This window comes from Fibrobacter sp. UWR2 (assembly GCF_002210285.1).
Lineage (GTDB): Bacteria > Fibrobacterota > Fibrobacteria > Fibrobacterales > Fibrobacteraceae > Fibrobacter.
In genome coordinates this window covers 65543-90403 of sequence record NZ_MWQE01000002.1, presented here as the reverse complement: position 1 = coordinate 90403, position 24861 = coordinate 65543, and the positions used below count along the sequence as shown (strand labels likewise).

The 24861-nt window shown below is 54.1% G+C and carries 22 protein-coding genes, 1 tRNA gene and 1 pseudogene; 15 read left to right on the top strand and 9 right to left on the bottom strand.

Features of this window, described 5'->3' with window-relative positions; genetic code table 11:
- Positions 1–12: 12 nt before the first annotated feature.
- Positions 13–630: a bifunctional phosphoserine phosphatase/homoserine phosphotransferase ThrH gene (gene thrH / locus B7994_RS04535; protein ID WP_088637541.1), complete on the top strand. Its 618-nt coding sequence runs from the start codon at positions 13–15 to the stop codon at positions 628–630.
- 552 nt (positions 631–1182) lie between these two features.
- Here thrH and B7994_RS04530 read toward each other — a convergent pair.
- The gene (locus B7994_RS04530; RefSeq protein WP_088637302.1) at positions 1183–2754 is read right to left on the bottom strand and encodes a hypothetical protein; all 1572 of its coding nucleotides are present in this window, start codon (positions 2752–2754) and stop codon (positions 1183–1185) included.
- 249 nt (positions 2755–3003) lie between these two features.
- Between B7994_RS04530 and B7994_RS04525 the strand changes: the two genes are divergently transcribed.
- The 13 genes and pseudogenes from B7994_RS04525 (at position 3004) to B7994_RS04470 (ending at position 16021) form a co-directional block, all read left to right on the top strand.
- Positions 3004–5142 carry a bifunctional (p)ppGpp synthetase/guanosine-3',5'-bis(diphosphate) 3'-pyrophosphohydrolase gene (locus tag B7994_RS04525; protein ID WP_088637301.1) on the top strand — a complete coding sequence of 713 codons (2139 nt, stop codon included), beginning with the start codon at positions 3004–3006 and terminating at the stop codon, positions 5140–5142.
- On the top strand, positions 5139–5729 hold the full coding sequence (locus tag B7994_RS04520; RefSeq protein ID WP_088637300.1) for a hypothetical protein: 591 nt from the start codon (positions 5139–5141) through the stop codon (positions 5727–5729). The genes B7994_RS04525 and B7994_RS04520 overlap by 4 nt, the downstream gene beginning before the upstream one ends.
- A 63-nt stretch (positions 5730–5792) precedes the next feature.
- Positions 5793–6173, top strand: a complete 381-nt coding sequence (locus B7994_RS04515; RefSeq protein WP_088637299.1) for an NADH-quinone oxidoreductase subunit A — start codon at positions 5793–5795, stop codon at positions 6171–6173.
- Positions 6164–6682 (top strand): annotated as a pseudogene (locus B7994_RS14430) (NADH-quinone oxidoreductase subunit B); the annotation flags it as partial. The gene B7994_RS04515 and the pseudogene B7994_RS14430, both read left to right, overlap by 10 nt.
- An 18-nt stretch (positions 6683–6700) precedes the next feature.
- On the top strand, positions 6701–7423 hold the full coding sequence (locus B7994_RS14425) for an NADH-quinone oxidoreductase subunit C (protein WP_369832757.1): 723 nt from the start codon (positions 6701–6703) through the stop codon (positions 7421–7423).
- Positions 7420–8559, top strand: a complete 1140-nt coding sequence (locus tag B7994_RS04505) for an NADH-quinone oxidoreductase subunit D (protein WP_088637297.1) — start codon at positions 7420–7422, stop codon at positions 8557–8559. Before B7994_RS14425 ends, B7994_RS04505 begins: the two co-directional genes overlap by 4 nt.
- A 51-nt stretch (positions 8560–8610) precedes the next feature.
- A complete protein-coding gene (locus B7994_RS04500) occupies positions 8611–9684 on the top strand; it encodes a complex I subunit 1 family protein (protein WP_233143029.1) in 1074 nt (357 codons plus the stop codon).
- A 13-nt stretch (positions 9685–9697) separates the two neighbouring features.
- On the top strand, positions 9698–10171 hold the full coding sequence (locus B7994_RS04495) for a 4Fe-4S binding protein (RefSeq protein ID WP_088637295.1): 474 nt from the start codon (positions 9698–9700) through the stop codon (positions 10169–10171).
- On the top strand, positions 10171–10779 hold the full coding sequence (locus B7994_RS04490) for an NADH-quinone oxidoreductase subunit J (protein ID WP_233143027.1): 609 nt from the start codon (positions 10171–10173) through the stop codon (positions 10777–10779). The genes B7994_RS04495 and B7994_RS04490 overlap by 1 nt, the downstream gene beginning before the upstream one ends.
- A complete protein-coding gene (gene nuoK / locus B7994_RS04485; RefSeq protein WP_088637293.1) occupies positions 10776–11081 on the top strand; it encodes an NADH-quinone oxidoreductase subunit NuoK in 306 nt (101 codons plus the stop codon). Before B7994_RS04490 ends, nuoK begins: the two co-directional genes overlap by 4 nt.
- Positions 11074–13029, top strand: coding sequence for an NADH-quinone oxidoreductase subunit L (nuoL, locus tag B7994_RS04480; protein ID WP_088637292.1), 1956 nt, complete (start codon positions 11074–11076; stop codon positions 13027–13029). Before nuoK ends, nuoL begins: the two co-directional genes overlap by 8 nt.
- A 7-nt stretch (positions 13030–13036) precedes the next feature.
- Entirely contained in the window at positions 13037–14575 is a 1539-nt protein-coding gene (locus tag B7994_RS04475; RefSeq protein ID WP_088637291.1) for a NuoM family protein, read from the top strand.
- Positions 14576–14578: 3 nt separating this feature from the next.
- Complete coding sequence (locus tag B7994_RS04470) at positions 14579–16021, top strand: NADH-quinone oxidoreductase subunit N (protein WP_088637290.1); 1443 nt, start codon at positions 14579–14581, stop codon at positions 16019–16021.
- A gap of 77 nt (positions 16022–16098) precedes the next feature.
- Here B7994_RS04470 and hisB read toward each other — a convergent pair whose 3' ends face one another.
- The 6 genes from hisB to B7994_RS04440 form a co-directional block, all read right to left on the bottom strand.
- Positions 16099–16683, bottom strand: a complete 585-nt coding sequence (hisB, locus tag B7994_RS04465; protein ID WP_088637289.1) for an imidazoleglycerol-phosphate dehydratase HisB — start codon at positions 16681–16683, stop codon at positions 16099–16101.
- A complete protein-coding gene (locus tag B7994_RS04460) occupies positions 16683–17678 on the bottom strand; it encodes a RodZ family helix-turn-helix domain-containing protein (protein ID WP_233143025.1) in 996 nt (331 codons plus the stop codon). The genes hisB and B7994_RS04460 overlap by 1 nt, the downstream gene beginning before the upstream one ends.
- Entirely contained in the window at positions 17675–18241 is a 567-nt protein-coding gene (locus B7994_RS04455) for a nucleoside triphosphate pyrophosphatase (protein WP_233143023.1), read from the bottom strand. The genes B7994_RS04460 and B7994_RS04455 overlap by 4 nt, the downstream gene beginning before the upstream one ends.
- Positions 18238–20661, bottom strand: a complete 2424-nt coding sequence (locus B7994_RS04450) for a putative LPS assembly protein LptD (RefSeq protein ID WP_233143022.1) — start codon at positions 20659–20661, stop codon at positions 18238–18240. The genes B7994_RS04455 and B7994_RS04450 overlap by 4 nt, the downstream gene beginning before the upstream one ends.
- A gap of 162 nt (positions 20662–20823) precedes the next feature.
- Complete coding sequence (locus B7994_RS04445) at positions 20824–21639, bottom strand: PDZ domain-containing protein (protein ID WP_088637287.1); 816 nt, start codon at positions 21637–21639, stop codon at positions 20824–20826.
- 92 nt (positions 21640–21731) lie between these two features.
- Positions 21732–22844 carry a hypothetical protein gene (locus B7994_RS04440; protein WP_233143021.1) on the bottom strand — a complete coding sequence of 371 codons (1113 nt, stop codon included), beginning with the start codon at positions 22842–22844 and terminating at the stop codon, positions 21732–21734.
- A gap of 104 nt (positions 22845–22948) precedes the next feature.
- Between B7994_RS04440 and B7994_RS04435 the strand changes: the two genes are divergently transcribed.
- A tRNA-Ala gene (locus B7994_RS04435) sits at positions 22949–23021 on the top strand.
- 61 nt (positions 23022–23082) lie between these two features.
- On the opposite strand, the gene B7994_RS04430 is transcribed toward B7994_RS04435, so the two are convergent.
- On the bottom strand, positions 23083–24378 hold the full coding sequence (locus B7994_RS04430; RefSeq protein ID WP_144063752.1) for a hypothetical protein: 1296 nt from the start codon (positions 24376–24378) through the stop codon (positions 23083–23085).
- A 29-nt stretch (positions 24379–24407) separates the two neighbouring features.
- Positions 24408–24842, bottom strand: coding sequence for a hypothetical protein (locus tag B7994_RS04425; protein WP_088637285.1), 435 nt, complete (start codon positions 24840–24842; stop codon positions 24408–24410).
- Positions 24843–24861: the final 19 nt, after the last annotated feature.

Below are 24861 nucleotides of genomic sequence, written 5' to 3'. Positions count from 1 at the left end.
ATGACAATCAGTATGTTTACGAAGCAATGTGTCGTTACCCTGGACCTTGAAGGTGTCCTCGCCCCCGAAATCTGGATTGCCGTCGCCGAAAAGACGGGTATCGCGGACCTGCGACTCACTACCCGCGACATCCCCGACTACGACGTGCTCATGAAGGGCCGCATCGCCATCCTCGACCGCGAGGGCATCAAGCTCTCGGACATCCAGAATGTCATCGCGAACCTCGGGCTCCTCGACGGCGCGCGCGATTTTATGGACAAGCTCCGCGACGAGACGCAGGTGATTATCCTTTCGGACACGTTCCAGGAATTCGCCTACCCCATCATGAAGAACCTCGCCTTCCCGACCATCTTCTGCCACAATCTCGTGGTGGAAAACGACCGCATCAGGGGCTACCACCTGCGCATGAGCGACCAGAAGACGAAGGTCGTGAAGCACCTGCAGGAGCTGAACTTCAAGGTGTTCGCTTCGGGAGACTCCTTCAACGACACGGGAATGCTCAAGCAGGCCGACAAGGGGTGCTTCTTCTGCGCGCCGGACTCCATCGTGGCGCAGTTCCCGCAGCTCGAAGCCACCAAGACGTACGCCGAACTGCTGGAGAAGTTCCACCAGTTCCAAAATACGCTGTAATTTTTGCGCGTGCACTAAACTGCGCGCGTTTTTTTATTACGCGCGGGGTGTTTTTTCAGAGCATTTTTCGCATTTTGACAGACTAAATGACAACCCCTCCCTTTTAGTCCGTAATTTTACACACAAAGTAATCAAAATAATTCACTTTCTGGAGAAAAACAGCCTCCCAAAAGCTTATTCAACGCAGAATCTGCGTAGAAAATGACAAAATCACCAAGTTTCATTACGAATAAACTAATATTTTACGGACTAAAACCCGCACCCCCTGCATTTAGTCTGTCGCTTTAGTCATTTTGGCCATTCCGCCGCATTCATCCCCCGCATGCAAACGCCTTCCGGAACAATTACCGCCCAAACGAAGCACAAGCAAACGCCTTCCGGTGCAATTTGCGCCCAAACGAAGCGCGCGCAGTTTCGCGGGCAGTCAAACAAACAGTCTCACGCGCAGTTTCGCAGGCTGTCAAACGAGCAGTTTCGCGCACAATCACAAAAAAACGGGGCCGGTTTTACCCAGCCCCGCCCGATTTATCAGGAGTTATATCGGGAGAGAAGTTATTTTAAATTCGGCGTATCCCAGTCAATCCACTCGGACTTGTTCCACTTGGCGACGCTGCTGAAGGATTCGACCTTGCCCTTTGTCGTTCCGCTCTCGTTCAAGAAGGCGTTGACATAAGCCTTTACCTCATCGTAATGGTCTTGCGGCAAACTGCAGTGGTCATGGCCACCCTTCTGCGCATAGGTGTAATTGTCTTCGATGCCGAGGGCCTTGAACACTTCAAGAGAAGCATTGCCGCAATAGTTCGACGGTACCTCGCCCAGCCAGTCGAAGGACTGGTTGTCAAGCAGGAGAAGCGCACGCGGAGCCACCATGGCCGTCAGCATATGCTGGTCAAACGGGAGGGTGGTTTCCTTGCCATCGTAATTCTTGAAACTGCTCTTCATCCAACGGCCTTCAGTGCCAGCACTGGCAAGGCCCTGCACGAACTGAGTGCCCTTCTGCCTGTTCACCTGGGCGATAGAACGCCAGAGAGACGCACCACCGGAACCAGATTCCTGCGGAATCACAAGCGCAATACGTTCGTCAAACGCACCAGCAATCAGGGAACCCTTGCCATGGCGGGAACACCCGGTGACGCCCAGATGGTGCACATCAATGCCCGCCTCAGGTGTCTTTTCAAGGGCGTCGATTACACGGCTAATACCCCACGCCCAAGCAATAGCAGTACCTGCATCGGAGCCGCCATAGAGCTGGAAGAAGGAGCCGCCGCCGTTTTCAGGAGCCACGTCATCAGGATTGAACGAAATCATGGCGACGCCAAGGCCGTTTGTAGAGGCGCCCAGACTTCCGCAACCGCCAAAGCTCGCAAAGCCGATGATGCCGGGTTTCGGTTTATCCTTGGTTCCGCCTCCAGAAATGCTGACAGAGAAGGAAATGGATTTGCCCTTGTCGGTCACAGACACCTTGAGTTTGCCACCAGAGAAGGAGCCTTCGACCTTCTCGGGGTTACGCGGCTTTTGGCCGAACATAATCTTTTCGTACATGGCGCCGATTTCTTCGCGACGGCACTTCCATTCGTCCTTCGTGGAAATACGCTTGCCGTCGAGGCCCTTGAACGGGTCCGGGAGTTTGGCGTTGTTCACGCTCGTCGGGATGTCGCCAATCTGGCATTCGCTACGATGGTCTTCTACGAAGTCATTGCCTGGTGTCGGCGGCACAACCACGGCACTCGAGCTAGATTCAACCGGCTTTACGACGGAACTGCTTGAACTGCGATGGTGGTGATACGAGCTGCTCGAGGTAACAGGAGGCAACGTGCTCGAGCTCAGCACTATAGTCGAACTCGACGATTCTTGCGGCAATACGGCGCTCGATGACATCGCCTGCGTCGTATCCTTCAGGGAATCCTGGTCGCCCAGATAGTGCGGTTCCTGCCCCATCACCGACGATGAGGATAGGGTATCCCCTACCGGAGGAACAGTTGCAGAACTCGCAGGTTCAGGTTCCTGCGCCGCAATGCAATCTGGTGTTGTGCAAGTTTCAGGGCCTACGTTCGTCTCCTCTCCGCAAGCCCACAAGCCGATGGCAACCAAAGCCACCGGAAATAGGAATTTCCTTTTATTCATAACCAACCCACTTTTCGAGTCGTGAATTCGACCCGATTAGTGAACATAAAATAATTTCCTCCACATTCAAAATTTTCGTTTCTTTTTATAAAGCGTTGTTCGTACTTACAACAAGTACTCGTACAGGCCCAAAACAAGTGCTTTCAGGCGATTGCAAAAAAAGTTTATGGTCCGAAAAACCCATATTTTTCGCTTATTTAACCCTTTTTACCCTTCCAAAAGCATCAATTTTAGATATAATTATGGTAGATGAAAACAGTGGACCTGACACCGAATCAGGAGCACATAGTCGACGTGCTCATCAAGAAGAACCCGAACCTCGACCGTCGGGTCCTTAGGAACGCTGTTGCCTTCATCGCAGACGCCCACGACGGGCAATACCGCAAGAGCGGCATGCCCTATACCGAGCATCCCTTCGAAGTCGCAAAGATTCTCGCCGAACTCAAACAAGACCAGCCAACCGTGCTCGCAGGCCTGCTCCACGACGTAGTCGAGGATACGCAGCACACGCTCGTAGAAATTGCGGAGGAATTCGGTGAAGAGACCGCGTTCATGGTGGACGCCGTCACGAAAATTACCGCTGCACAAGAGCACAACAAGACTGCGCAGAAGGCGGAAACCTACCGCAAGCTCATCACTGCGATGGCAAAGGACCCGCGGGTCATCATGATCAAGATCGCCGACCGCATCCACAACATGCGGACCATGCGCTACATGAAGCCCGAAAAGCGCCGTTCCATCGCGCAGGAAACGCTCGACATTTACGTGCCCCTCACCCACAGGTTCGGCTTGTACAAGCTCAAGACCGAACTCGAGGACCTGAGTTTCAAGTATGTCAATCCGGACGAATACCAGAAGATAGTCGACGCGCTTATCGAAAACAAGGAAAAGCGCGAGAAGTACGTCCAGTCCGTCATAGGCCCGCTGCAAATCAAGATGGCCCTCGAAGACTTCGACTGCACCATCCAGGGCCGCACCAAGAACATCTACAGCATCTACAACAAGATGATCAGTCGTGATTGCCAGTTCGAGGACATTTTCGACATTTTCGCCATCCGCATCATCGTGGAGACGATTCCCGAATGCTACCTGGCGCTGGGCTACGTCCACAACCTGTGGACCCCGATGCAAAGCCGTTTCAAGGACTACATCGCGACCCCGAAGCCAAACCTGTACCAGAGCATCCACACCACGGTCATCGGGCCGGAGAACAAGATGGTCGAAGTCCAGATCCGCACTAAGGACATGGACCTGACCGCCGAGAAGGGATTCGCCGCGCACTGGGCCTACAAGATGGAAACCCAGCACGAGGGCGAAGAACTCGCCTGGCTCGACCACATGGTCAAGCTGCAGTCCGAAATCTCGGACTCCAAGGAATACCTCGACTTTTTGAAGGTGGACCTGAAGCCGGAAGGCATGACCGTGTTTACCCCGAAGGGAGCCTCCATCGAACTGCCGGAAGGCTCCACTGTGCTCGACTTCGCGTTCGCCATCCATACGGAACTGGGCCTGCACTGCATCGGTGCCCGCATCAACGAAGAGGTTGTGAGCCTCGACAAGGTCGTGACCCACGGAGCGACCATCCAGGTACTCAAGAGCCCGAGCCAGGAACCGAGCCCCGAATGGCTAGATATCGTCAAGACGGTCAAGGCCAAGCAGGAACTGCGCCGCTGGATGAAGACCAGCATCATACAGCAGTCCCGTAGCCTCGGAAAGGAAATCTGGACGCGCGAGCTCAGGCTTGCAAAAGTCGAGAAGGACAAGCGCCCCAGCGAGGACGAAATCCGCAAGTACTTCGGAACGCTCTCGATGGACGACTTCTACGAGCGCGTCGGCCAGGGTGAACTGCCCCTGCAGGACATCCACAGGTTCATTACGGGCGGGAGTTCTCTCCCCAAGGAAATGGCGCTCCGGTTCTTCCCGACATTCGGAAGCGACAAGAAGGCCGTCCCTGAGGAAATGCCCCTGCAGATTGGCCAGGAAACAAGCCTCGTGATCCATTTCGCGGATTGCTGTGCACCGCTCCCCGGAGACGCGATTGTCGGCATCCTCAGGCCAAAGATTGGAATCGAGGTGCACAACCGCGCGTGCACGAACCTCAAAAACTTCCCAGCGGAGCAGCAAATTGCAGTCGCATGGAGCGCCGATGTCTCGAAGCCCTTCATGACGCACCTCACTATCGATACGGACAACCGTAAGAACATCACCCTCGATGTCTTGGAACAGCTGAAGGGGTCCGACGTGTCGCTTGACCGCATGAGTGTCGCTAGCGCACAGTCTACGGGCCGTATCCGCATGGAATTCAAGGCTTTCCGCACGGAGCAGGTCGATTCCATCATCACGAAGATCAAGCAGATTTCCGGCGTAAGGGAGGTTTCTAAAGCATGATAACACCCCTACACCACAGCGACTACACACTCAAGAACCGCGCCTTCAACTGCCGTATGCGCAACCGCTACTACGAGGAAGTGTACTATGCCTTCCGTGCAGTGATGCCGCTCGACGCCAAGGGCGAAATCGACGGGTCGGCAATGAACCTCGAATGGTTCAAGAACCTCGCCCAAGAGATAAACCGTCTTGACCGAGTTCTCAAGACATGCCTCGAATATGCACAGGCGGCCGTATTCTACGGTAAGGCCGATATCGCCACGCTCTATTCCAAGGACAAACGCTGGGGTATCCTGCAAGAGGAAATTTTCCTCGTACATTTCTTACAGGAACTGCTTTCCACGACCCGCTACATCATCGCGCGTATGGAAACGGACACCATCCTGCAACAGTGGAGCGGCTCCATGCAGGACATGAAGGCCAAGCCCATGAACTCTGGGTTCGTGAGCTCCATTCAGGAAAAACTTACCGCAATGAACAACGCGACCATCGAGGAATTCAAGGACCTTTTCAAGCATATCATTGACCGATTCCAGATAGGCAACACGCTGTTCGGCACCGTACAGGAGCTCCAGAACTTCTACTAATAATATGAAATGACTATTGATTAAAGACTATTGACGAATGACCAAAGACTAATAAGAGCTACTATGTCTGAATATATCATCCTATCAATATTCCTTTTCCTGGGCGCGTTCATCGCCGCTGCGGCGACCGTCACCGGGCTTCTGCTCGGCTACAGGACTAGGAACACCAAGAACAAGATGGCGCCCTATGAATGCGGCATGGAGACCATCGGTAACGCCCGCATCCAGTTCAAGGTGGGCTACTACCTGTTCGCGCTCCTGTTTCTCGTATTCGACATCGAAGCGCTGTTCCTCTTCCCCGTCATGATGAACTTCAAGGAAATCATGGCTGGCCACACGGCACTTTCGCCCGTCATTGTCCTTATCGACCTCGCAATTTTCATAGCCATCCTCGTTTCCGGCCTTGCCTACGCCTGGAAAAAAGGAATCCTCAAATGGGAATAGTCAATTTAGCCCCCAAGATTCTCGACCCGATTCCCGGCGGAAAGTACGTCGTGAACGCCATCGACTACGTGGTGAACTGGGCACGAGCAAATTCAATTTGGCCCCTTACGTACGGCACCAGTTGCTGCGCCATCGAAATGATGAGCAGTTCTATGGCCCGCTACGATATTGCCCGTTTCGGCAGTGAAGTGTTCCGCTCGTCCCCGCGACAAGCGGACCTTTTTATTTTGGCCGGAACAATAACCCGCCGCATGGCTCCTGCCATCCAGATGCTCTGGGAGCAGATTCCCGGGCCAAAATACGTGATCGCCATGGGCGCCTGCACCATTAGCGGCGGCCCGTTCATCTACGACAACTATTCCGTCGTCCGAGGCGCACAGAACCTGATTCCCGTCGACGTGTTCGTTCCCGGATGCCCGCCACGCCCCGAGGCTCTGTTCCACGGGCTCCTGACATTACGCGAAAAGATCCTGAAGGAAACCTGCCGCCACCCGTGGCACGAAGGCAGGCCGAAGGACGTTTCCACTATGGACCGCTACCGCGAAGCCGCAAAGACCTGGGCCGCCCTCGAAGAAATGAAGGACGAACAGATGGCGGAAGCCCGCGCGAAGTTCAAGGAAGAGCACCCGGACTACAAGAGCGCCTTCAAGCCCATCCGCGTGAAGAAGGAAGATTTTCCGGAAGTACCTCGCGTACCGTTCAAGAGGTTCGGCCTTACACAGTCCGAACTGTTCGCGAAGCTGCGCGAAAAATTTCCTAAGGTCACGGTGCACACCCACAGCGAAGACCCGATTGAAGACGTCGTGGCGGCAATCCCCGCCGACCGTCCGCTCGAAGTGATGGTAGAACCCGAAGACTACCTGCCAATTGTGGAATTCGTGAAGAGTTCCCCCGAATTCAGCATGGACTACCTCATCGACGTGACTGCCATTGACTACGACGACCATTTCGACATGGTGACAATGTTGCGCAGTCTCGAACACGGACACAAACTCTTCCTCTGCGTGCAGACGAAGAAGGACTTCAGCATTCCCGAAGAAAAACGGCCAACATCGCTCCTCGCAAGCGTCAAGAGCATCAGCCATCTCTACCCGGGCGCCGAAGTCAAGGAACGCGAAGTCTACGACATGTTCGGCATCAACTTCGAAGGTCACCCCGACCAGCGTCGCATATTCCTCGACAAAGATTTCGTAGGCTACCCGCTGCGCAAGGACTTCACGCACCCGGAAATGATCAGGAGGCCCGTATGACCGCACAGTTGCCTCCAGGATTCCGCATCCAGCGCGAAACCAATACCGAAGAATTCTTCATCAACATGGGTCCCCAGCACCCGAGTACGCACGGTGCGCTGCGCCTTGCGCTGCGCATGGATGGCGAAACGATTGTGGAAGTCGTCCCGCACTTTGGATACATCCACCGTGGCATGGAAAAGCAGGCGGAATCGATGAGTTACCTGCAATACATTGCACTTAGTGACCGCCAGGACTACCTTACGGCCATTCAGAACAACCTGGGGGTTGTGATTGCGCTAGAAAAAGGCATGAACGTCGGCGTGCCCGAAAGGGGCGAATACATCCGCGTGATGCTCCAGGAACTCGGCCGCATCGCATCTCACCTGGTGTTCTACGGCTGCTTCGGCGGTGACCTGGGCGGGCAAACCTGCCTCCTGTTCGGGTTCAAGGAACGCGAGATGATCCATGACATCCTCGAAGAGGTCACCGGATCGCGCCTCACCACCAATTATTTCAGGCCGGGCGGAAGCCGGGCCGACGTACCGGACACGTTCGTCCCGCGCGTCAAGGCGTTCCTCGACCACCTCGAAGACGCGATGCGCGACTACGAGCGTTTCCTCTCCAAGAACATCATCGTGCTCGAAAGAAGCATCGGCATCGGCGTGCTTACCAAGGAAGACGCTATCGCCTATGGATGCTCAGGCCCGGTGCTGCGCGCCAGCGGAGTGAACTTCGACGTTCGCCGCATGAACCCCTACAGCATCTACGACCAGTTCGACTTCGAAGTTCCCGTATTCCATAACGGTGACTGCTACGACCGCTACAAGATCCGCATCGCCGAAATCCACGAGTCCATGAAGATCCTGCGGCAGTGTGTAGACAAGTTCCCCAAAGAAGGTCCCTGGCGCAGCAAGGAAAAGCCGGTGCGACTTCCCGAGGGCCGCTACTACAGCGAAATCGAGACGGCGAAGGGCCTGTACGCCACATACGTGGTCGCAGCCACTACCGGCGAGAAGCCCTACCGCATCCACACGCGTGGGCCTAGTTTCCCGCATATTGCAGCACTCAACAAGATGGCACAGGGTCACAAGATATCTGACCTCGTAACCATCATGGCAACCCTCGACCCCGTCATTCCCGAAATTGACAGGTAGTTTATGTTTGTTCCCTCAGTTACAAACCCCATAGGCGACTTTGTTCGTGAAATGGTCCCGCGAGTAGCGGAATTCTTGCCAGCAAGTCTCCAGAGCGATACGCTCAACAGCATTGTCGCATTCCTGGTAAACGCGCTCATTTGCGTCGTCGCGGTATGTGCAGTGAACATCGGGTCGGCCCCGATACTCATCTACATGGAACGCAAGGTATGTGCACACGTGCAATGCAGGCTTGGCCCCATGCGCCTCGGCTGGCACGGTACAATCCAGACCATCGCCGACGTGCTCAAGATGCTCTTCAAGGAAGTCTATGCCCCAAGCGGCGCAGACAAGCTCATGTTCTACCTTGCGCCGCTTATCGTGCTTATCGCCCCCTTCATCGTATGCGCGCTCATCCCCTTCGGCAGGAATCTCGTCGTCGCCGACGTCTCGATGGGCATTCCGCTTATCATCGCGGTGAACGGCTTCGGTGTGCTGGGCATCTTGCTTGGCGGCTGGAGCAGCAACAATAAGTATTCCCTGCTCGGCGCGCTCCGTAGCGGCGCCCAAATGATCAGCTACGAAATTTCGTTTGCGATGATCCTCCTGTTCGTCGTGATGATTTCGGGTTCCACGAACCTCATGGGTATCACGCTCGGGCAAGATGGTACAATCGCCGACTGGTGGATCTTCAAGATTCCCGTACTCGGGATTATCGCTTTCATCCTTTTCTTCATCTCGAGTACCGCCGAAATGAACCGCGCACCCTTCGACATCGCCGAAGCGGAGCAAGAACTTACGGGCGGCTACCATACGGAATACAACGGCACACCGTTCGCCATGTTCTACCTCGCCGAATACATCGCACTCGTGACGAACTCGGCTCTTGCCACCACGTGCTTCCTCGGGGGGTTCCTTCCGCCCTGCATCGGAGTTGCTTTTGTTGACAACTATCTCAACATGGTTCCTGGAGTCGTGTGGTTCTTCGCGAAAGTATTCTTCATGATCTGGTGCTACATGATGGTCCGCTGGACGTTCGTACGCCCGCGCGTGGACCAACTCATGGACTTTGAATGGAAATTTTTGTTGCCCGTGAACCTCGTGCTGCTTGTCGCCGGTGCGGCATACATTGTGGTCTGTGGTTAGGCGGGAGTTTGCTATGCAAGAGAATATCACCTTAATCCAGTATTTCAAGCGCTACTTCAAGCGCTGCATCACGGGGCCGTGGAGTCTCATGTGCGGGCTTTCCGTTTCGCTCAAGTACTTCTTTGACCCGAGGCGCATTGTTACGGAGCAGTATCCGGAAAATCGCAAGACCCTAAAGATGCATGAACGCTTCCGCGGCCGCCTCGAAATGATAGAGGACGAAGAGGGCAACAACCGCTGCACCGCCTGCGGCATGTGCGAACGCGCCTGTCCGAATGCAAGCATCAACGTTCTTTCGACAAAGAACATTGCCGGCAAGAAGGTGTTGGGCCGCTACGTCTATCACTTCGCTAGTTGCACGCAATGCGGTCTCTGCGTAGAGGCCTGCCCCTTCGGAGCCATCCGCATGAACCAGGATTTCGAGGTAGCGACAACCGATCCGAATTCGCTCGAAATGATCTTGAACAAGAAGGAGGGACAAGGATAATGTTTCCGAATCTAGCCTTACCGAACCTGCAATTGCCAGACATTCCTCTCGCCTTCCCCATGGGAGGCATGGACATCGCATTCTACGTAGTTGCCGCCATCATGCTGTTTACCGCCGTCTGTACTGTCGCGGTGAAGAACATCCTGCAAAGCGCCGTGTTCCTGATTTTCAGCTTTGTGGCAACCGCCATCCTCTACCTGCTCCTGCATGCTGAATTCATCGCGCTTGCCCAGGTAATGGTCTACGTGGGTGGCGTCGTCATCTTCGTGGTGTTCACCATCCTCTTGACAAGTCACCTCGGCGAAGACGCCTTCACGACAAAGATTCCGCGAGTATTTGCAGCCTTCGCGCTATCGGTCGCCTTCGTGTTCATCATGATTAAGTGCATCTTGCCGACTCCAGAACTTGCGAGCGGAACCGTCAGCGCACCGGAAAACTATTCAGGGCTCGAGCCCATAGCCATGCGCCTGCTCGGCTATGGGCCAGACGGCTTCATCATTCCATTTGAGGTCGTCAGCGTGCTCCTCTTGATGACGCTCATCTGCGCCATTACCGTTGCCCGCAAGACAAAGGACGAAGTCGAAAAAGAAAAGGCGGTACAGCAATGAATTTAATGAACTGCCTGATTCTCGCCTTCCTGTTGTTCGGTATCGGCGTCTGGGGTCTTATGCGCAGGCGTCACCTCATCGGCATGCTCATCTCTATCGAGCTCATGCTGAACGCGGCGAACATCAACTTTATCAGTTTTGCCTATTTCACCGCGCACGATGCCACGGCGGGTGCGCTCTTCAGTATTTTCGTCATCGCCGTCACGGCATGCGAAATGGCAATCGCCCTTGCCATTATCGTCACCATGTACCGTCGCCATAAGAGCCTTGACGTAGACCAGTTGAGGGACCTCCATGATTAACGACGTCACTCTCGGTTACCTAATTTTCCTCTGTCCGCTCCTGACATTCGTCATCAACGGGCTGTTCGTCGGCAACAAGAATGCAAATGCAGCCGCAGCCATCGCCGTCACCCTCAACGGTGTATCGGCGCTTTCCGCCATTCTCGTCGCGGTCCACTACTTCTGCTCAACATTCGCCCCGCAGAAGGCGATACTCTTCGAGTACACCTTCATTCCTTTCGTCGATGACCTGGTCGCAAGAATCGGCATGCTCGTCGACCCGCTTTCGGTGATGATGCTCGTCGTCGTCACGTTCATCAGCCTCATGGTGAACATCTACAGCATCGGCTACATGCGCGAGGACCGCGCCGAGGGGCGTTTCTTTGCCTTGCTCTCGCTGTTCAGTTTTTCCATGCTCGGGCTCGTCGTCGCGACAAACCTGTTCCAGATGTTTATCTTCTGGGAACTCGTGGGTGTGTCCAGCTACCTGCTCATTGGTTTCTGGTACCACAAGCCCTCCGCCGTGAGCGCCTCCAAGCAGGCGTTCATCCTCACACGCTTCGCCGACAGTTTCTTCCTGCTAGGCATCGTGCTCGTGAGCTATGTCGTGGGCTCGTTCGATTTTTCCCAGATTAACGGCATTTCGCTATTCTCGTTCCGTACGGAAACCATCAATCTCGGGCTTACCGAGATGACTCGGGCAAATGCGCTCGTACTCGGTTCCATTCTTATCTTTACCGGCGGTTGGGGCAAGTCGGCCATGTTCCCGATGCATATCTGGCTCCCGAACGCGATGGAAGGCCCGACCCCGGTCAGTTCCATCATCCATAGCGCGACCATGGTGGTTGCGGGCGTCTACCTTGTGGCGCGACTGTTCCCGTTCTTTGCCGCCTGTGGCAACACCCTCACCATCATTATGTGGGTGGGCGCCTTCACGATGGTTTTCGCTGCCGTCATCGCCTGCACACAGAAAGACATCAAGCGCATTCTCGCCTACTCCACGCTTTCGCAACTCGGCTATATGATGTTCGCGCTCGGCGCCTGCAAGATTGGCCAGGCAGTCATCACCACGGGCTGGACTGCAAGCACATTCCATATCTTTACGCACGCATTCTTCAAGTGCAGCCTGTTCCTTATTGCGGGCAGCCTCATCCACCAGGTCCATACAAACGACCTTGACGCGATGGGCGGTCTCCGCAAGAAGATGCCCGTCACCTATGTCTGCTCGCTCATCTCAATACTTGCGATTTCGGGCATTCCGCCGTTCTCCGGGTTCTTCTCGAAGGACGAAATCATCCTCGCGGCATTCCAAGGGCACCACTACGTGGTATTCGGCCTTGCGCTCCTCACAAGCGGGCTCACGACGTTCTACATGTTCCGTCTGTTCTTCCTCGCCTTCCACGGGAAACCGCGCCACGAGGGTGTCAAGGCGGGCCACGTGCACGAAGATCCCGCAATGACACTCCCGATCGTCGTACTCGCCATTCCGGCGCTCCTCTCAGGTATCCTCGGCATGGTCGTCTTCGAAAAATATTTCACTCCAGACAAGTTGCACGTACCTACCCTGCTAAGAGTCAGCCATGCGGAATGGCTTCCGTATGTCGCCGTCGGCATCGCAATCGTCGCGTTGCTTATCGCATGGTTCCTGTATGCCCGTCCTAAGGCAAAAATCGAGCGCGCACTCGACGAAACAAACCGTTGCGGCCTCTACAAGGTCGTCTACCACAAGTTCTACTTCGACGAAATCTACTACACCGTCGTACGCCAGTTCATATTCGGTGGCATTGCCCGCATATCGCGTGCATTCAACGACTATGTTATCGAAGGGCTCCTCGCATTCTCCGTCTGGTTCATCCACAAGTTGGGCGACCTTGTGCGCACGGCACAGGTAGGTTACCTTCCCTTCTATCTCGGCACACTGATTGTGGGCGTTCTCCTCTGGCGATTCTTCGGCCAGCTTCCCCTGTAGGCGCAATATGGATACGATACTCTTCAATCTCATCTGGGTCATCCCGCTCTTCACGGTACTCGCCTGCATCCCGATTCCGGAATCGCACGCGAAGTTGCTCCGCGGAATCCACACCGTATCGGCATCGGTTGTCCTCGCAATCGTCTGTTACCTGACCTTCCGCGTCTATGCCATGGGAAGCGTTTCCGCAAGCGAGGCCGCTGCCCCGCTACTGCTCCGGTTCTTTACCGATATCCCGTGGCTTTCGATGATTGGTGCACACTATATCGTCGGTGCCGACGGCCTCAACATACTGTTGCTTGCACTTACCGCATTTATCGTCTGGGCAGGCGTTCTTGTAAGTTACAACATCAAGGGGAACCAGAAGGTATTCTTCGCGCTCATCCAGATTCTCGCAACAAGCGTGTATGGCGTGTACATGAGTTTCGACCTCGTGCTCTTCTTCGTATTCTACGAAATGGAAGCCCTCTGCATGTACCTGATGATTGCCTGCTACGGCAGCGGCCGCAGGGACTACGGCGGAAAGAAACTCACCTTGACGCTCGCGTTCGGTTCCTCGATGATTCTCGCGACCCTCTTCGGGCTCTACTTCGAAGGCGGCGTGAATAGCTGGAGCATTACGGAGCTTTCTAAGATTACACTCCCGATGGAATTCCAGATGTGGGCTTTCCCGCTCATGTTCATGGGATTTGCCGTATCGAGTTCCCTATTCCCGTTCCACTTCTGGAGCCCTGACGGCCATTCCTCCGCCCCAACCGCAGTCTCGATGCTTGCTGCTGGCGTAATGATGAAGATGGGCGCCTACGGGTGCCTGCGTGTAGCCATGTTCCTCATGCCCGAAGCGGCAAAAATCTGGCTCCCCTACGTAGTGGCCCTGCTGATATTCAATGTCGTGCTCGGCCCCTTCATTGCGCTTAGGCACAAGGACCTCAAGTACATTACCGCCTACAGTTCCATTAGCCACCTGGGCCTTATCTTCCTCGGGCTTGCCGCCCTCACGCCCATCGGCCTGCGCGGCGCGAGCCTGCAGATGATTTCGCACGGGTTCCTCACCGGGCTCTTCTTCGCGACCATCGGCATGATCTACGAGCGCACGCATACCCGCGACATCACACAGATGGGCGGTATCATGCGCAAGATGCCCTTCCTCGGCGTAGGGTTCGTCCTAGCCGGTTTCGCAGGCCTCGGCCTTCCGGGTTTCAGCGGATTCATCGCCGAAAGTACAATCTTCATCGGAGCGTTCCAGCAAGATTCCACGCTCACCCGCATCGTGACCACTCTTGCAATCCTTTCCATCACGACAACCGCCGTTTATATCCTACAGACGGCCAACCGTATGCTGCATGGACCGCTCCCGCAAAAGTACGAGAGCCTCTCCGACGGATGCTTCCGCGAAAAACTTGTCATCGTGGTGCTTGTCGCATGTCTCCTGTTCATCGGTATCTGTCCAAGCTGGATTTCCGATATGCTCGACTGGAGTATCGCACCTATTTTTGAAAAAATTTCTGCGGCCACCCAGCCCGTTGTTAGCGGGATTGGAGGTTAACCCATGCTAGACTTATACAATTCAACGTTTATTATTCCCGACCTGCTGCTGTTGCTGTTCCCGTTCATCGTCATCGGGAGCCGACTCTTCTGCACCGCGCAGTCGAAAGTCCCTTGGCGTATTGCAAACTTCGGTTTTGTGGCCATCTTCATCGTGCTGAACTTTATCCCGCTCGCAAGCGGAGAAGGCCGATTCTTCATCAGCAACTGGCGCATCGACGATTTCGGCGTGCTCATGCGCGAAGTGTTCCTCATTAGCGCTATTCTGGGCATCTGGTTTGCAAAGGACTACTTCGAGCACGGAGCCGATGGCAAGCCGCAAATGCACCAGATTGCGGAATTCATTGGCGCCATCGCGTTCGCCACCTTCGGCGGCGTGACGGTCGTGTCGGCATGCGACATGCTCACCTTCTTCCTCGGGCTCGAAATCGCGACCATCCCAATGTACGCGCTCACCGCATGGAACAAGAAGGACCAGCTCGGAAGCGAGGCCGCAACCAAGTACATCCTGATGGGGTCCGTCGCGACCGCCTTCGAACTTTTCGGCTTCAGTTACCTCTACGGTTTTGCAGGCTCGCTGCACTTTGGCGACATCCAGCAGGCCGTCGCCGCGGGCACCAGCCCCCTCCTGTGGGTTGCCGTGCTGTTCCTCTTCTGCGGAATCGGATTCAAGCTCACCCTGTTCCCGTTCTACACCTGGGCTCCGGACGTTTACGAAGGCGCTCCGACACCCGTCACGGCAGTCCTTTCCGTAACCTCGAAGGCTACCGCAATCGCATTCCTCGTGGTGCTCGTATTCGGCCCCTTCGCCCCGATACAGGAACAGATCGCCCCGTTCATAGCGCTCCTTGCAGGAACCACTCTTTTCGTGGGTAACCTCGGCGCCTTAAAGCAGAGCAGGCTCCGCCGGTTCATGGCATACAGTTCCATCGCTCAGGCGGGCTACATCATGGTGGCTCTCCTCGGGCCTGCGACAACGGCAAAGACGGCCATCGTCTACTACCTGTTCGTCTATGCGGTCTCGAACTACCTCGCATTCTTCATCTTCGGGATTATCGGGCACCACCGCGAAGAAACGTTCGCATCGCTACGCGGGCTTTCGAAGCAGAACCCGAGCCTAGCCATCGCACTTGCGATTTCGATGTTCAGCCTTGCAGGCATTCCGCCACTTGCCGGTTTCTTCGGCAAGTTCCACCTGTTCTTTAGCGGGGCATCCACGGGCCACTACATGCTTGTCGCATTCGCTGTCCTGAACAACGTACTCGCCCTGTTCTATTACATACAACTCATCAAGAGTGCGTGGGTCGAAGATTACGACGGCCACTTAAGTCCGCTCCGTCTTACGCGGCGCCAGCGCGGAGTGATTGTAGCACTCAGCATTGCCGTTGTCGCCCTGGGGTTCATCCCGTTCCTCAGCAACAACATCTTTGCAGGGTTCTCCTTCTAGAGTTTTTTAACGATTGCTATAAAACAAAAAGCGCGAACAGTTCTGTTCGCGCCTTATTTTTTGCAATATACTTTCGCTTAAAGGACACCCTTGCTGCTGGGCACTCCCTTCACGTTACGGCTCGGAGCGACCGCCATAGCGACTGCACGAGCGAAAGCCTTGAAGATGCTTTCGAGGCAGTGGTGGTTATCGCTACCGTAGAAAAGTTCCACGTGCAGGTTCATGCGCGCATTCTCGGCAAGGCTCTTGAAGAAGTGTTCGAACATGGAGGCTTCAATACCGCCTGCCATTGCCGCCGGGAGATTCACGTTCCACACGAATCCGATACGGTTGCTGAAGTCCACGCATACACGGGAAAGCGCCTCGTCCATCGGAACGAAGTAGAATCCGTAACGTTCGATACCTTTCTTGTCGCCCAGGCATTCCACGAGCGCTTGGCCTAACACGATTGCAATATCTTCCATGCTGTGGTGCATATCCACATTCGTATCGCCCTTGCAGGTAAGGTCCAGGCGGAAACCACCATGTACCTGGAAGAGATCGAGCATGTGGTCAAGGAATCCGTTGCCGGAATTCACGACACCGCGCGAAGCTTCATCAAGATTCAGCGAAAGCTGGATATCGGTTTCGCCCGTCTTTCTGGATATTTTAGAAACGCGCATTAGCGGCCTCCCTTGATCTTCACGATTTCGCCCGCGAACACGCGGAACTTAGCCACACGGCCAAACTTCACTTCGGGAATCTTTACTTCCTTGCCGTTCAGGAGCATCTTGGAAATAGCGCGCGGTTCGCCGACGACTACATACAAAGTATCGTCAGTGTCGTAGATCATGCGCGAATCCTTTACAGCGATGTTCGCTTCCTTCACAAACGAGCCATCGTCCTCATGGCGCTTGAGTCCAATCCACGAAGCCATCGATCCTGAGCCGACCAATTCAAAATGAGTCTTCGTCGAAACAACAGCCTCTTCCGTCTCGGAAGTCGACGAAATAAAGATTGTTGCAGAAGCAGGAAGTTCAGATTTTTTCACAGCCTCATCGACCACGGCCTGAGTCACGACATTGTTGGACTTGGCCGCAGAATCCTTGGCACTCGAATCCGTCTGCACGGAATCCGGCGGAACCACTTCGGCACCGTCCGGCATCTCCGCCAGAGGAGCATCGGCCGGCTGAGCATCGGCACTCGCTTCTACACTTGCCTTTTCGGCAGTTGCAGCAGCCTGGTCGCTCTCACCCATTTCCTTGAGGAAATGAGACCCGACCACGAATGCCAGTCCGAGCAAGACAATGACAATCGGCACGGCCTTACTGCGGGGCTTGCGTTCTTCGTCCGTCATCGGAGAGACCTTAACCGCCTTCTCCTGAACAGGAGACAGGAGGCTCGTGAACTTAGTTCCGGCCTCGCCCAGATAGTAATCGACAATCCTTCTCGGCTCGAGGCCGAGTTTTTCACAAATGGAATTCAGGTAGCCGCGCAGGTAGGCTTCCACCGGGAACGCCTTCCAGTCGCCGCTTTCGATAAGCGTAATGTTTTTTACTGTGAGTTTCGTCACAGTGGCGAGATCCTCAACGGATAAACCCTTAGCCTCGCGAACGCGTGTCAGGTAGGCACCAAGGCGTTCATCCGGGCGTTTATCTTCGATAGGGTTCGTATTCATACCTCAACCTCCCGCTTTGCCAGCATCTCTAACGTAAGGGCCACTGGCAAACCCACTACGTTGTAATAGCATCCAGTAATCGATTTGATGAGGCGCGCCCCCCGGGTCTGGATTCCGTAAGCGCCCGCCTTATCCATCGGGTCCTTAGAATTTACATAATCTTTTAGCTCGCGTAAGGAGTTCTCCCGAAAAAGTACCTGTGTTTCTTCTTGTTGAGTATCAACGACTTGCGCATCTTTAGCTAGTGCGATTCCTGTAATAACTTTGTGAGTTTTTCCATTCAGTTTTTGTAACATTTCTAGGGCCTCTTCAGGCGTTTTGGGCTTGCCCAGGGGCTTTCCATCCAGAAAAACAAGGGTATCGTAACCCAGGACATAGGCCCCAGGAACCTTTTTCGAGACCGCGAGAGCCTTCATGGCGGCGTTTTCACGCGGGAAATCGAGCGGATTTGCGCTTTTCGGGCATTCTTCCTCGTTCGAGACCACCACCTCGAAATCCACCCCAATCTGTGTCAAAATTTCGCGGCGCCTCGGCGAACCGCTTGCTAGAATAATCTTCGTCACTTCGTCTCCGTGCTTCCGGCATTGAGCTTGATATCGGGCAGGTCCTTCACGTAAAGTGCGAACGACCATCCAGCAGCAGGCCCGGTCGGTGTCCACGTGAAGTCAAGTTGCCAGCAATGCAAAGCCCTATTAAATGTGAATTTGTGCGTAACAAACTTTCCTTCGTTGTAATCGTACTGCGTGCTGTACGAAACTTCCCAGTTTACCGTCGGCTGGAACGACGCCGTAATGGATGTCGAATGGCTTATGTTGTCCTGGAACAGGTCCTTCCCTACTCGCGTACTGGAAAAGGAATAGCGGTAGCTGAGTCCAAGGGACCACTTGCGCATCTCGTACTTGCCCATCTGCGACGGGAGGCCGGCATTAAACGTTCCGCTCCAGCGGAAACTACGGCTAAAGTCGTAGCCCCAGTAAGTGAGTTCCGGGAAACGGACCTTGTTGGGTTCCATGGAATACTTATGGTACAGGCTATGGCGCGTGGTAATCGTGAACAGGTAATCCGGCAAGATTTGCAGGCCGAAACTCGAATTGATGTCCGAGAAGTTCAGGGAATCTGCTGCAAAGTTGTACGAAACGCTATGACGTGTGGTAAGGAGTCTCCGGTTACCATACTGGTCTTCTACCGCCTTCGCCGTATCGCCCTTGGAGGTATCGGGCTTATGGCCCACCACCTTCAGGTATTTCAAGTCCAGGTCGTTACCAAGCGAAAAACCGATAGTCTGCTGTTCCTTCTGGTACCAGGACTGCGACAAATGCGGATGCGGGGCGAACGTCTTGACGGTATCTATCTCGGGCGCATACGTGTACGACACACTCGGTGAAAGGATATGGCGAAGGCCCGTAAAGCGCCCGATTTCCGGGACCCAGATTCCATAGAGCTTTGTATCGGCAGTGAGGCTGTAATTGTGGTTATACGCGAACTCGCCATAAGTATTGTGTTCAGGATCGAGACTCGTATATCGACGCCAGTACTTACTAGAATCCTCGGGGTTCTCCCACGATTGGCCAGTCCAATAACCGCTCCAGGTCGCACGCGGAGTGATGTTGATGACATTAAACAGCGAGCCCGAATAATCCAAGGAATATGTTCCCGAATAACCCACATACTTCGCAAGCGTATCCACATTGAGGATTGTATCGCGCCCTTCTTCAGTTTCGTAATTGAACTGGTTCGAGAAACTGTAGTTGAGTTTCTTCAGGTACGAACTGAACGAACCGTCGGCAGCAGCAACTTCATCGTCATCAGTCTCGAAATTAAAAAGCGGACCGCTCATGTTGAAGCGTATATCGGGCAACTGCCTGCGGATAAATCCTGTCACGAGGTTATGGTCCTGCCCCACCTTCACGGTAAGGCTCTTGTTCGTACCGAACTTGCCCGAGTAAGTAAGCCAGGCGTTTGCCTGCTGGTCCAAGATTGTCTCCGCATCAAGCGCGTTATCCTTACGGATGTTCTGGTTACTCACGAATGAACCCGTACCGCTCAACGTATGCTTCCTATCGGGAGTCAAGTTCTGGTTGTGCGTAAAGCGAATATCGTAACCGCTGTTTCCAAAATCAAATTCTTCGAGGTATGCCGTGTACGACACGTTTCCGTCGAGCACATAACGCTTGTTGTAGCGCACCTGGCCTGTCAATGTCGAGCGTTCGAACCGAGCCTCGTCACCTTCGATGATGTCACCATAGATAGTCGCATCCCAGTAATCGTTAGGCGCATAATAGAAGCCGAGATTACGCAGGTAGTAACCCTGCACCTGGTCACCACCAAACTTGGGTGTCAGGAGGCCCGACTTGCGCCCGCTCTTGAGCGGTGCGACAATCATCGGGAGAACCGCCACAGGCACATCGGCAATGTTGAGTACCACAGGCCGTGCCGTGATGGTCTCCTTCGGTTTCACCACCATGCGGCGTCCGTAGAAGAAGAAGTGCTGGTGCGTAGAATCATTACAGGTACTGAAGTCACCACGTGCAATCTGGATTCTCTGGTCGGGCAAGCGACGCACCTCCATGCCGTTCAACTGCTGGTTGTCCTGGAAGGTGGTTGCATAATAGATTTCGCCGATACGGCTGTTCATGTTGTACTTGAGGCGCATTCCCGAAAGCGACGGATTTTTCGCCTCACGGAGCACAGGCTCACCTGCAGCCACAAGCACACTGTTTCTCTGATCGAACCAGATGGTGTCCGCATCAAGCGTCGCGGTACGATACTTGAGTTGAGCGCCGTCATTCAGGTTGAAAGTTTCCTTTTCCACGTCGTACACAAGGTCTACCGCATGGTACTCGATAGTGTCCGTCCCCGTGGTGTCGTTCATCCAGTCCACCTCGGTCGTGTCCTCCACAGGCTGTTCGCGCTCTTCCAGTTCAAAGCGCGTCATATCCTGTGCGAAGGCTACAGGAGCAAAGGCCGCTATTGCAAACAGCAAAACGGCCCATAGCGGACTATGGGTTCTAGACAAAATCACGTCGGAGCAAATATAAATAATAGACGATAGGCAAAAGGCCCAAAATACCCATTTTATGCGAGAAATAGCAAAAAAATCCTGCCTCCACAAGGACGCAGGATTTCTCAAATTTGTTAGTTTGTTCTACTTCAAGACAGCGAACTTGCCGGAGATGCCGAAGGACTGTTCGATGCTCACCATGTAGCGACCGCTCGGGATATTCTCGGAATTCCAAGACACGGAATTGAATCCGGCCGGAGCGTTATCCACGCGCACGGTCGCGACCACTTCGCCGTTCGGATCGGAGACCTTCACGACAGTCGTGCCAGCGGTCTTGAGCGTAAAGGCAATCGAATTGCGGCTGAAGCCCTTCAGCACGGCACCATTGGACTTGACACCCTTGTTCGAATTGACCTTCGGAGCGACCACCTCGGCCTTCTTCACGAACACGCCGTTCAAGTTCCTCGCAGAAACCTTCTCGGCATCACTTGCCACCACGGTACCACGGCTGAGCACAGCAAGCAACTGCTTGTCGGTCTCGCTACCGCTTGCAAACGTCTCGAGTTCAGCAGCATTGAATTCCTGCTTGTCACCATACCAGGCCGAAACGTCTTCGGCATTGAAATCCTTCACGAGCATCGATGCACGGCGCACGACAGCCGAAAGCGTATCGCCTTCGCTCACGTACGTGAGTTCGACCGGCTTGTCGATCTGGCCACGGATCTGTTCCTTCGAGAAATCGATGGTCTTGCCCTTCAGGGAAACGCCATCCACCGCAACAATCACATCGCCGGTCTTGAGCTTGGTTTCAGAAGCAGGACCACCGGGAATAACCTCGGCAACATACACACCAGCGGGAACCTGGTAAATCGTAACGCCAATACCGCCAAAGTTCTCGTCGGCAAGGGAAGGAGCCGCAGCAATCGCGGCCGCAATAGAAAACTTGATCAAGGAATTCATAAAATTCTCCTAATAAATCTTGTACGTACTAAATATACTATAAAAAATCGTCTGTAGGCCGTTGGGAGCCCTTTTTTCACAAAAAATTACCATCAATCCTCAACCATGGTACCATCGTCTTCTTCCCCGTCATCATAATCCTCGATGGTCTTGTCCCCAGGCACGATAATCAGGCCGAGTGTCACGGGTTCGCCCTTCAGGTTGATGTAGGCTTCCAGGTAGAGTTTGGTTGAAAGGCGGATTAGGCGCAAATCCAACATGGAACCGCCCTTGTGGATGCTCTTCGGGTTCAAGTTGAAGAACAGGAACTTCTTGTTGATGTACTCGAAGCGGTCCTGCTCGTAGTTGATGCTCCATTCGGAATTACCGTCGTTTTCCTGGCGGTACAGGCAGCGGTCATGGTCGATATCGCACTCGAAACTCGCACTTTCCTGGTAACGCTTATTCCACTCGCGACTGAAGGCACAGCTCTGCACGCGGCTTCCGCCGTTACGCTGCTTGTTCAGTTGGTCGTTGATGACAACGTAATCCATCTTCTTGTCTTTGACCTGATTGTACACGTTCATCAGGATGATGTAGGCCTCGATGTTCTTCGGGCACTTGCCGTCGAGTTCCACTTCCTCATGCGCCTTCAGGAGCGTCTGCTGCATATCGAGGTCGATGGCATCGGGGATCTCGCTTTCACGGAGCTTGTCCAGGACCTTCTTCGGCGGGACGACAATAATCTTGTCGCCCTGCTTGATGGCATAGCCCAACTGGTCGCGCACGTAGTCCAAGCACTGCTGCACGTGGATATGCACCGTATTGGATCCGCCCGAAACAAAGTCCACACCGATGCGCACATTCCATGTGGAGGCATCGCTCTTGGAGCCCTTCAAGAGTTCGCAGAAAGGATCCTCGCGGATACCGTCGATAAACACGATTTGCGCATTAAGCTTGGTGACAAGCGAACCTTCCTTTTCCATAGCGCTCCCGAGGCTCCAGAAGTTCGGGTTCAGGCGCAGCACCTCGGCAAAGGCCTTATCGCCATCGAGGGCAGGCAACAGCGAATCGTTACGGGCATTCTTCTCCTTCAGGAGTTCGGAATACTCGGTAGTCACGTTCATGTTGCTAAACCCGTTTCGGGCTGCAGGCGCAGGGTACGCAAAGACAAGCGAAGCAAGGAGCAACAGGCAAACAACAATAAGTGCAGGAATCTTTTTCATCTTTGGCTAAAATAGAAAAATTTATGGCGTTTTTCCACTTTTTACGGATTTTTACGGGTTCCCGCTTGACGAATCCGCCTATAAAAAATATATTTGGCGCACCTGGGGATATAGCTCAGTTGGTAGAGCGACAGGTTCGCAATCTGTAGGTCATGGGTTCGACTCCCACTATCTCCACGCAAAGAGGCCGGTTTATGCCGGCCTCTCTTGTTTTTACAGCGTCAGGCAAGCCTTTTCGTTAGAATTCGACCTTCACGCCAGCCTTGATCGAAGTCAGCAGGTTGCGCTCGGTAAAGTAATTTGAAAGTTCCTCAGGCAAGTTATAATCCAGGAACGTCTGTTCGATACCCGCATAAAGGCTAAACCACCACGGCTTCCACGAGAACTTGAAGCCCCATGAGCCCGAGAACTTCTGCATTTTTTCGTATTCACTGGAAGCTCCGTCCACAACCAATGCATAGAACATGTTGAGAGAAACCTCAAGGGCGATATTCGTCTTGAACAGGTACGATACATTCGCACGCACCGACGGACCGACCCAGCGGGTCCAGTAGGTAGGCAGCACAGCAGTAGTGTCCTGCGGATTCGTCCAAGGATTCTGGCTGTTCCAGATGTCTCCCTGCTCAGCCCAATATTCTTCTATATACGTCTGGAGAACCCCGTTGTACTGGTTCGCGCAGACAGAATCCCCATGATCCGCCACACACCTGGCCCAAGGGTTATCGTCAGGTATTACGCTCCCACCCCCCTGATACCCGCCCTGTTGAACCTGCTCAACATAGTCGAGAATGTTCAGCATGTAGTCGGCCTCGTACTTCGCACCCACGTATACAGAAAAGTTAAAACCAGTCTCTGCGGTGCGGTGCAGCGAACCCATCAAGGATGCCGTAGCAGGGCCATCCTTGCGATAGTAGCCCAATGCGGCCACACCCACGCGCAGCGTTTCGTACTTGTAGATATCGTACTCGATCCACGCATATCCGGCAGGCCTGAACACCTTGTCACTCGAGATATTGAAGTCGACACCCACATCGAGCAAAATGTTGCGCCCCACGAGGGAGTACTCTAACCCCGGAGCAATGTTCCAGTCGTTCGTGTCCAGTGCAGGCATGTCCTTGTTGTCATAGAACCAGTCCGAGACAAAGGTTATACCAAGCGAGTGGCTCCAGTTCCCCCTGGTGTAATCCAGGTACAAGTTCAAGGAAGCAAAGATGTCGCCCCCGTTTTCGGTGATGTCGCCATCGCTATTCCCGGCGGAATCCTTCTTCGCCCCAAATTCGGTATAACGCAGGCCGTAATAACCAACATCGCTCTGCAACCGGAAAGAGAATGAGCCCGAGCCGTCTTCAGCAAGCCCGAGCGCTTCGTAATACTGCGCAAGAATTTCACGGATTTCGTCGGAATATTCACCACCGGCGGCAAGCGCCTGCTCAAAAAGCGAAACAGATTCGGTAACGTTGCCCGCCTCTTCGGCCTTCATGGCCTGCGTATACAAATCAACTTGGCTCTGAGCGTAAAGCACAGAACCAAGCATCAACAAAAGGGCGACAGAATGCGACCTGATCATTGCCTAGGCATCGGAGGCCATATGCACCACGGACAGGGTGGTATATAGGGCTGATAGCCTTGCGCAGGATTCATATTAGGAGAATCGGGTCTCTCATGAAAAGATTGACGTTCGCGAGGCTGCTGTCTTTGCGGTTTCCCCTCAAAGCGAGAATTTTCGTTCCGTTTTTTTGAAACGTCCTGGCGAATGTGCTGTTTTTCCGCGTTGGTGCTCTCTCTCAAGCGGGAGAGGATCTGTTCGCGGGCTTGTTTACGTTCAGCACGCATCTTTTGCCATTCTGCACTTTCCTTAGCACCCAAATCAGGAGCCCCGTTAGAGACTTCCATGTTTTCGGCAGGGGTCGGAACGCTGGACGCAGGCATCGCAGTACCTTGGGCGAACGACATCGTCGCCACCAGGGATACCATCGATATGAAAGTTGCGTACTTCATACTGTTTCTACTGCAAAAA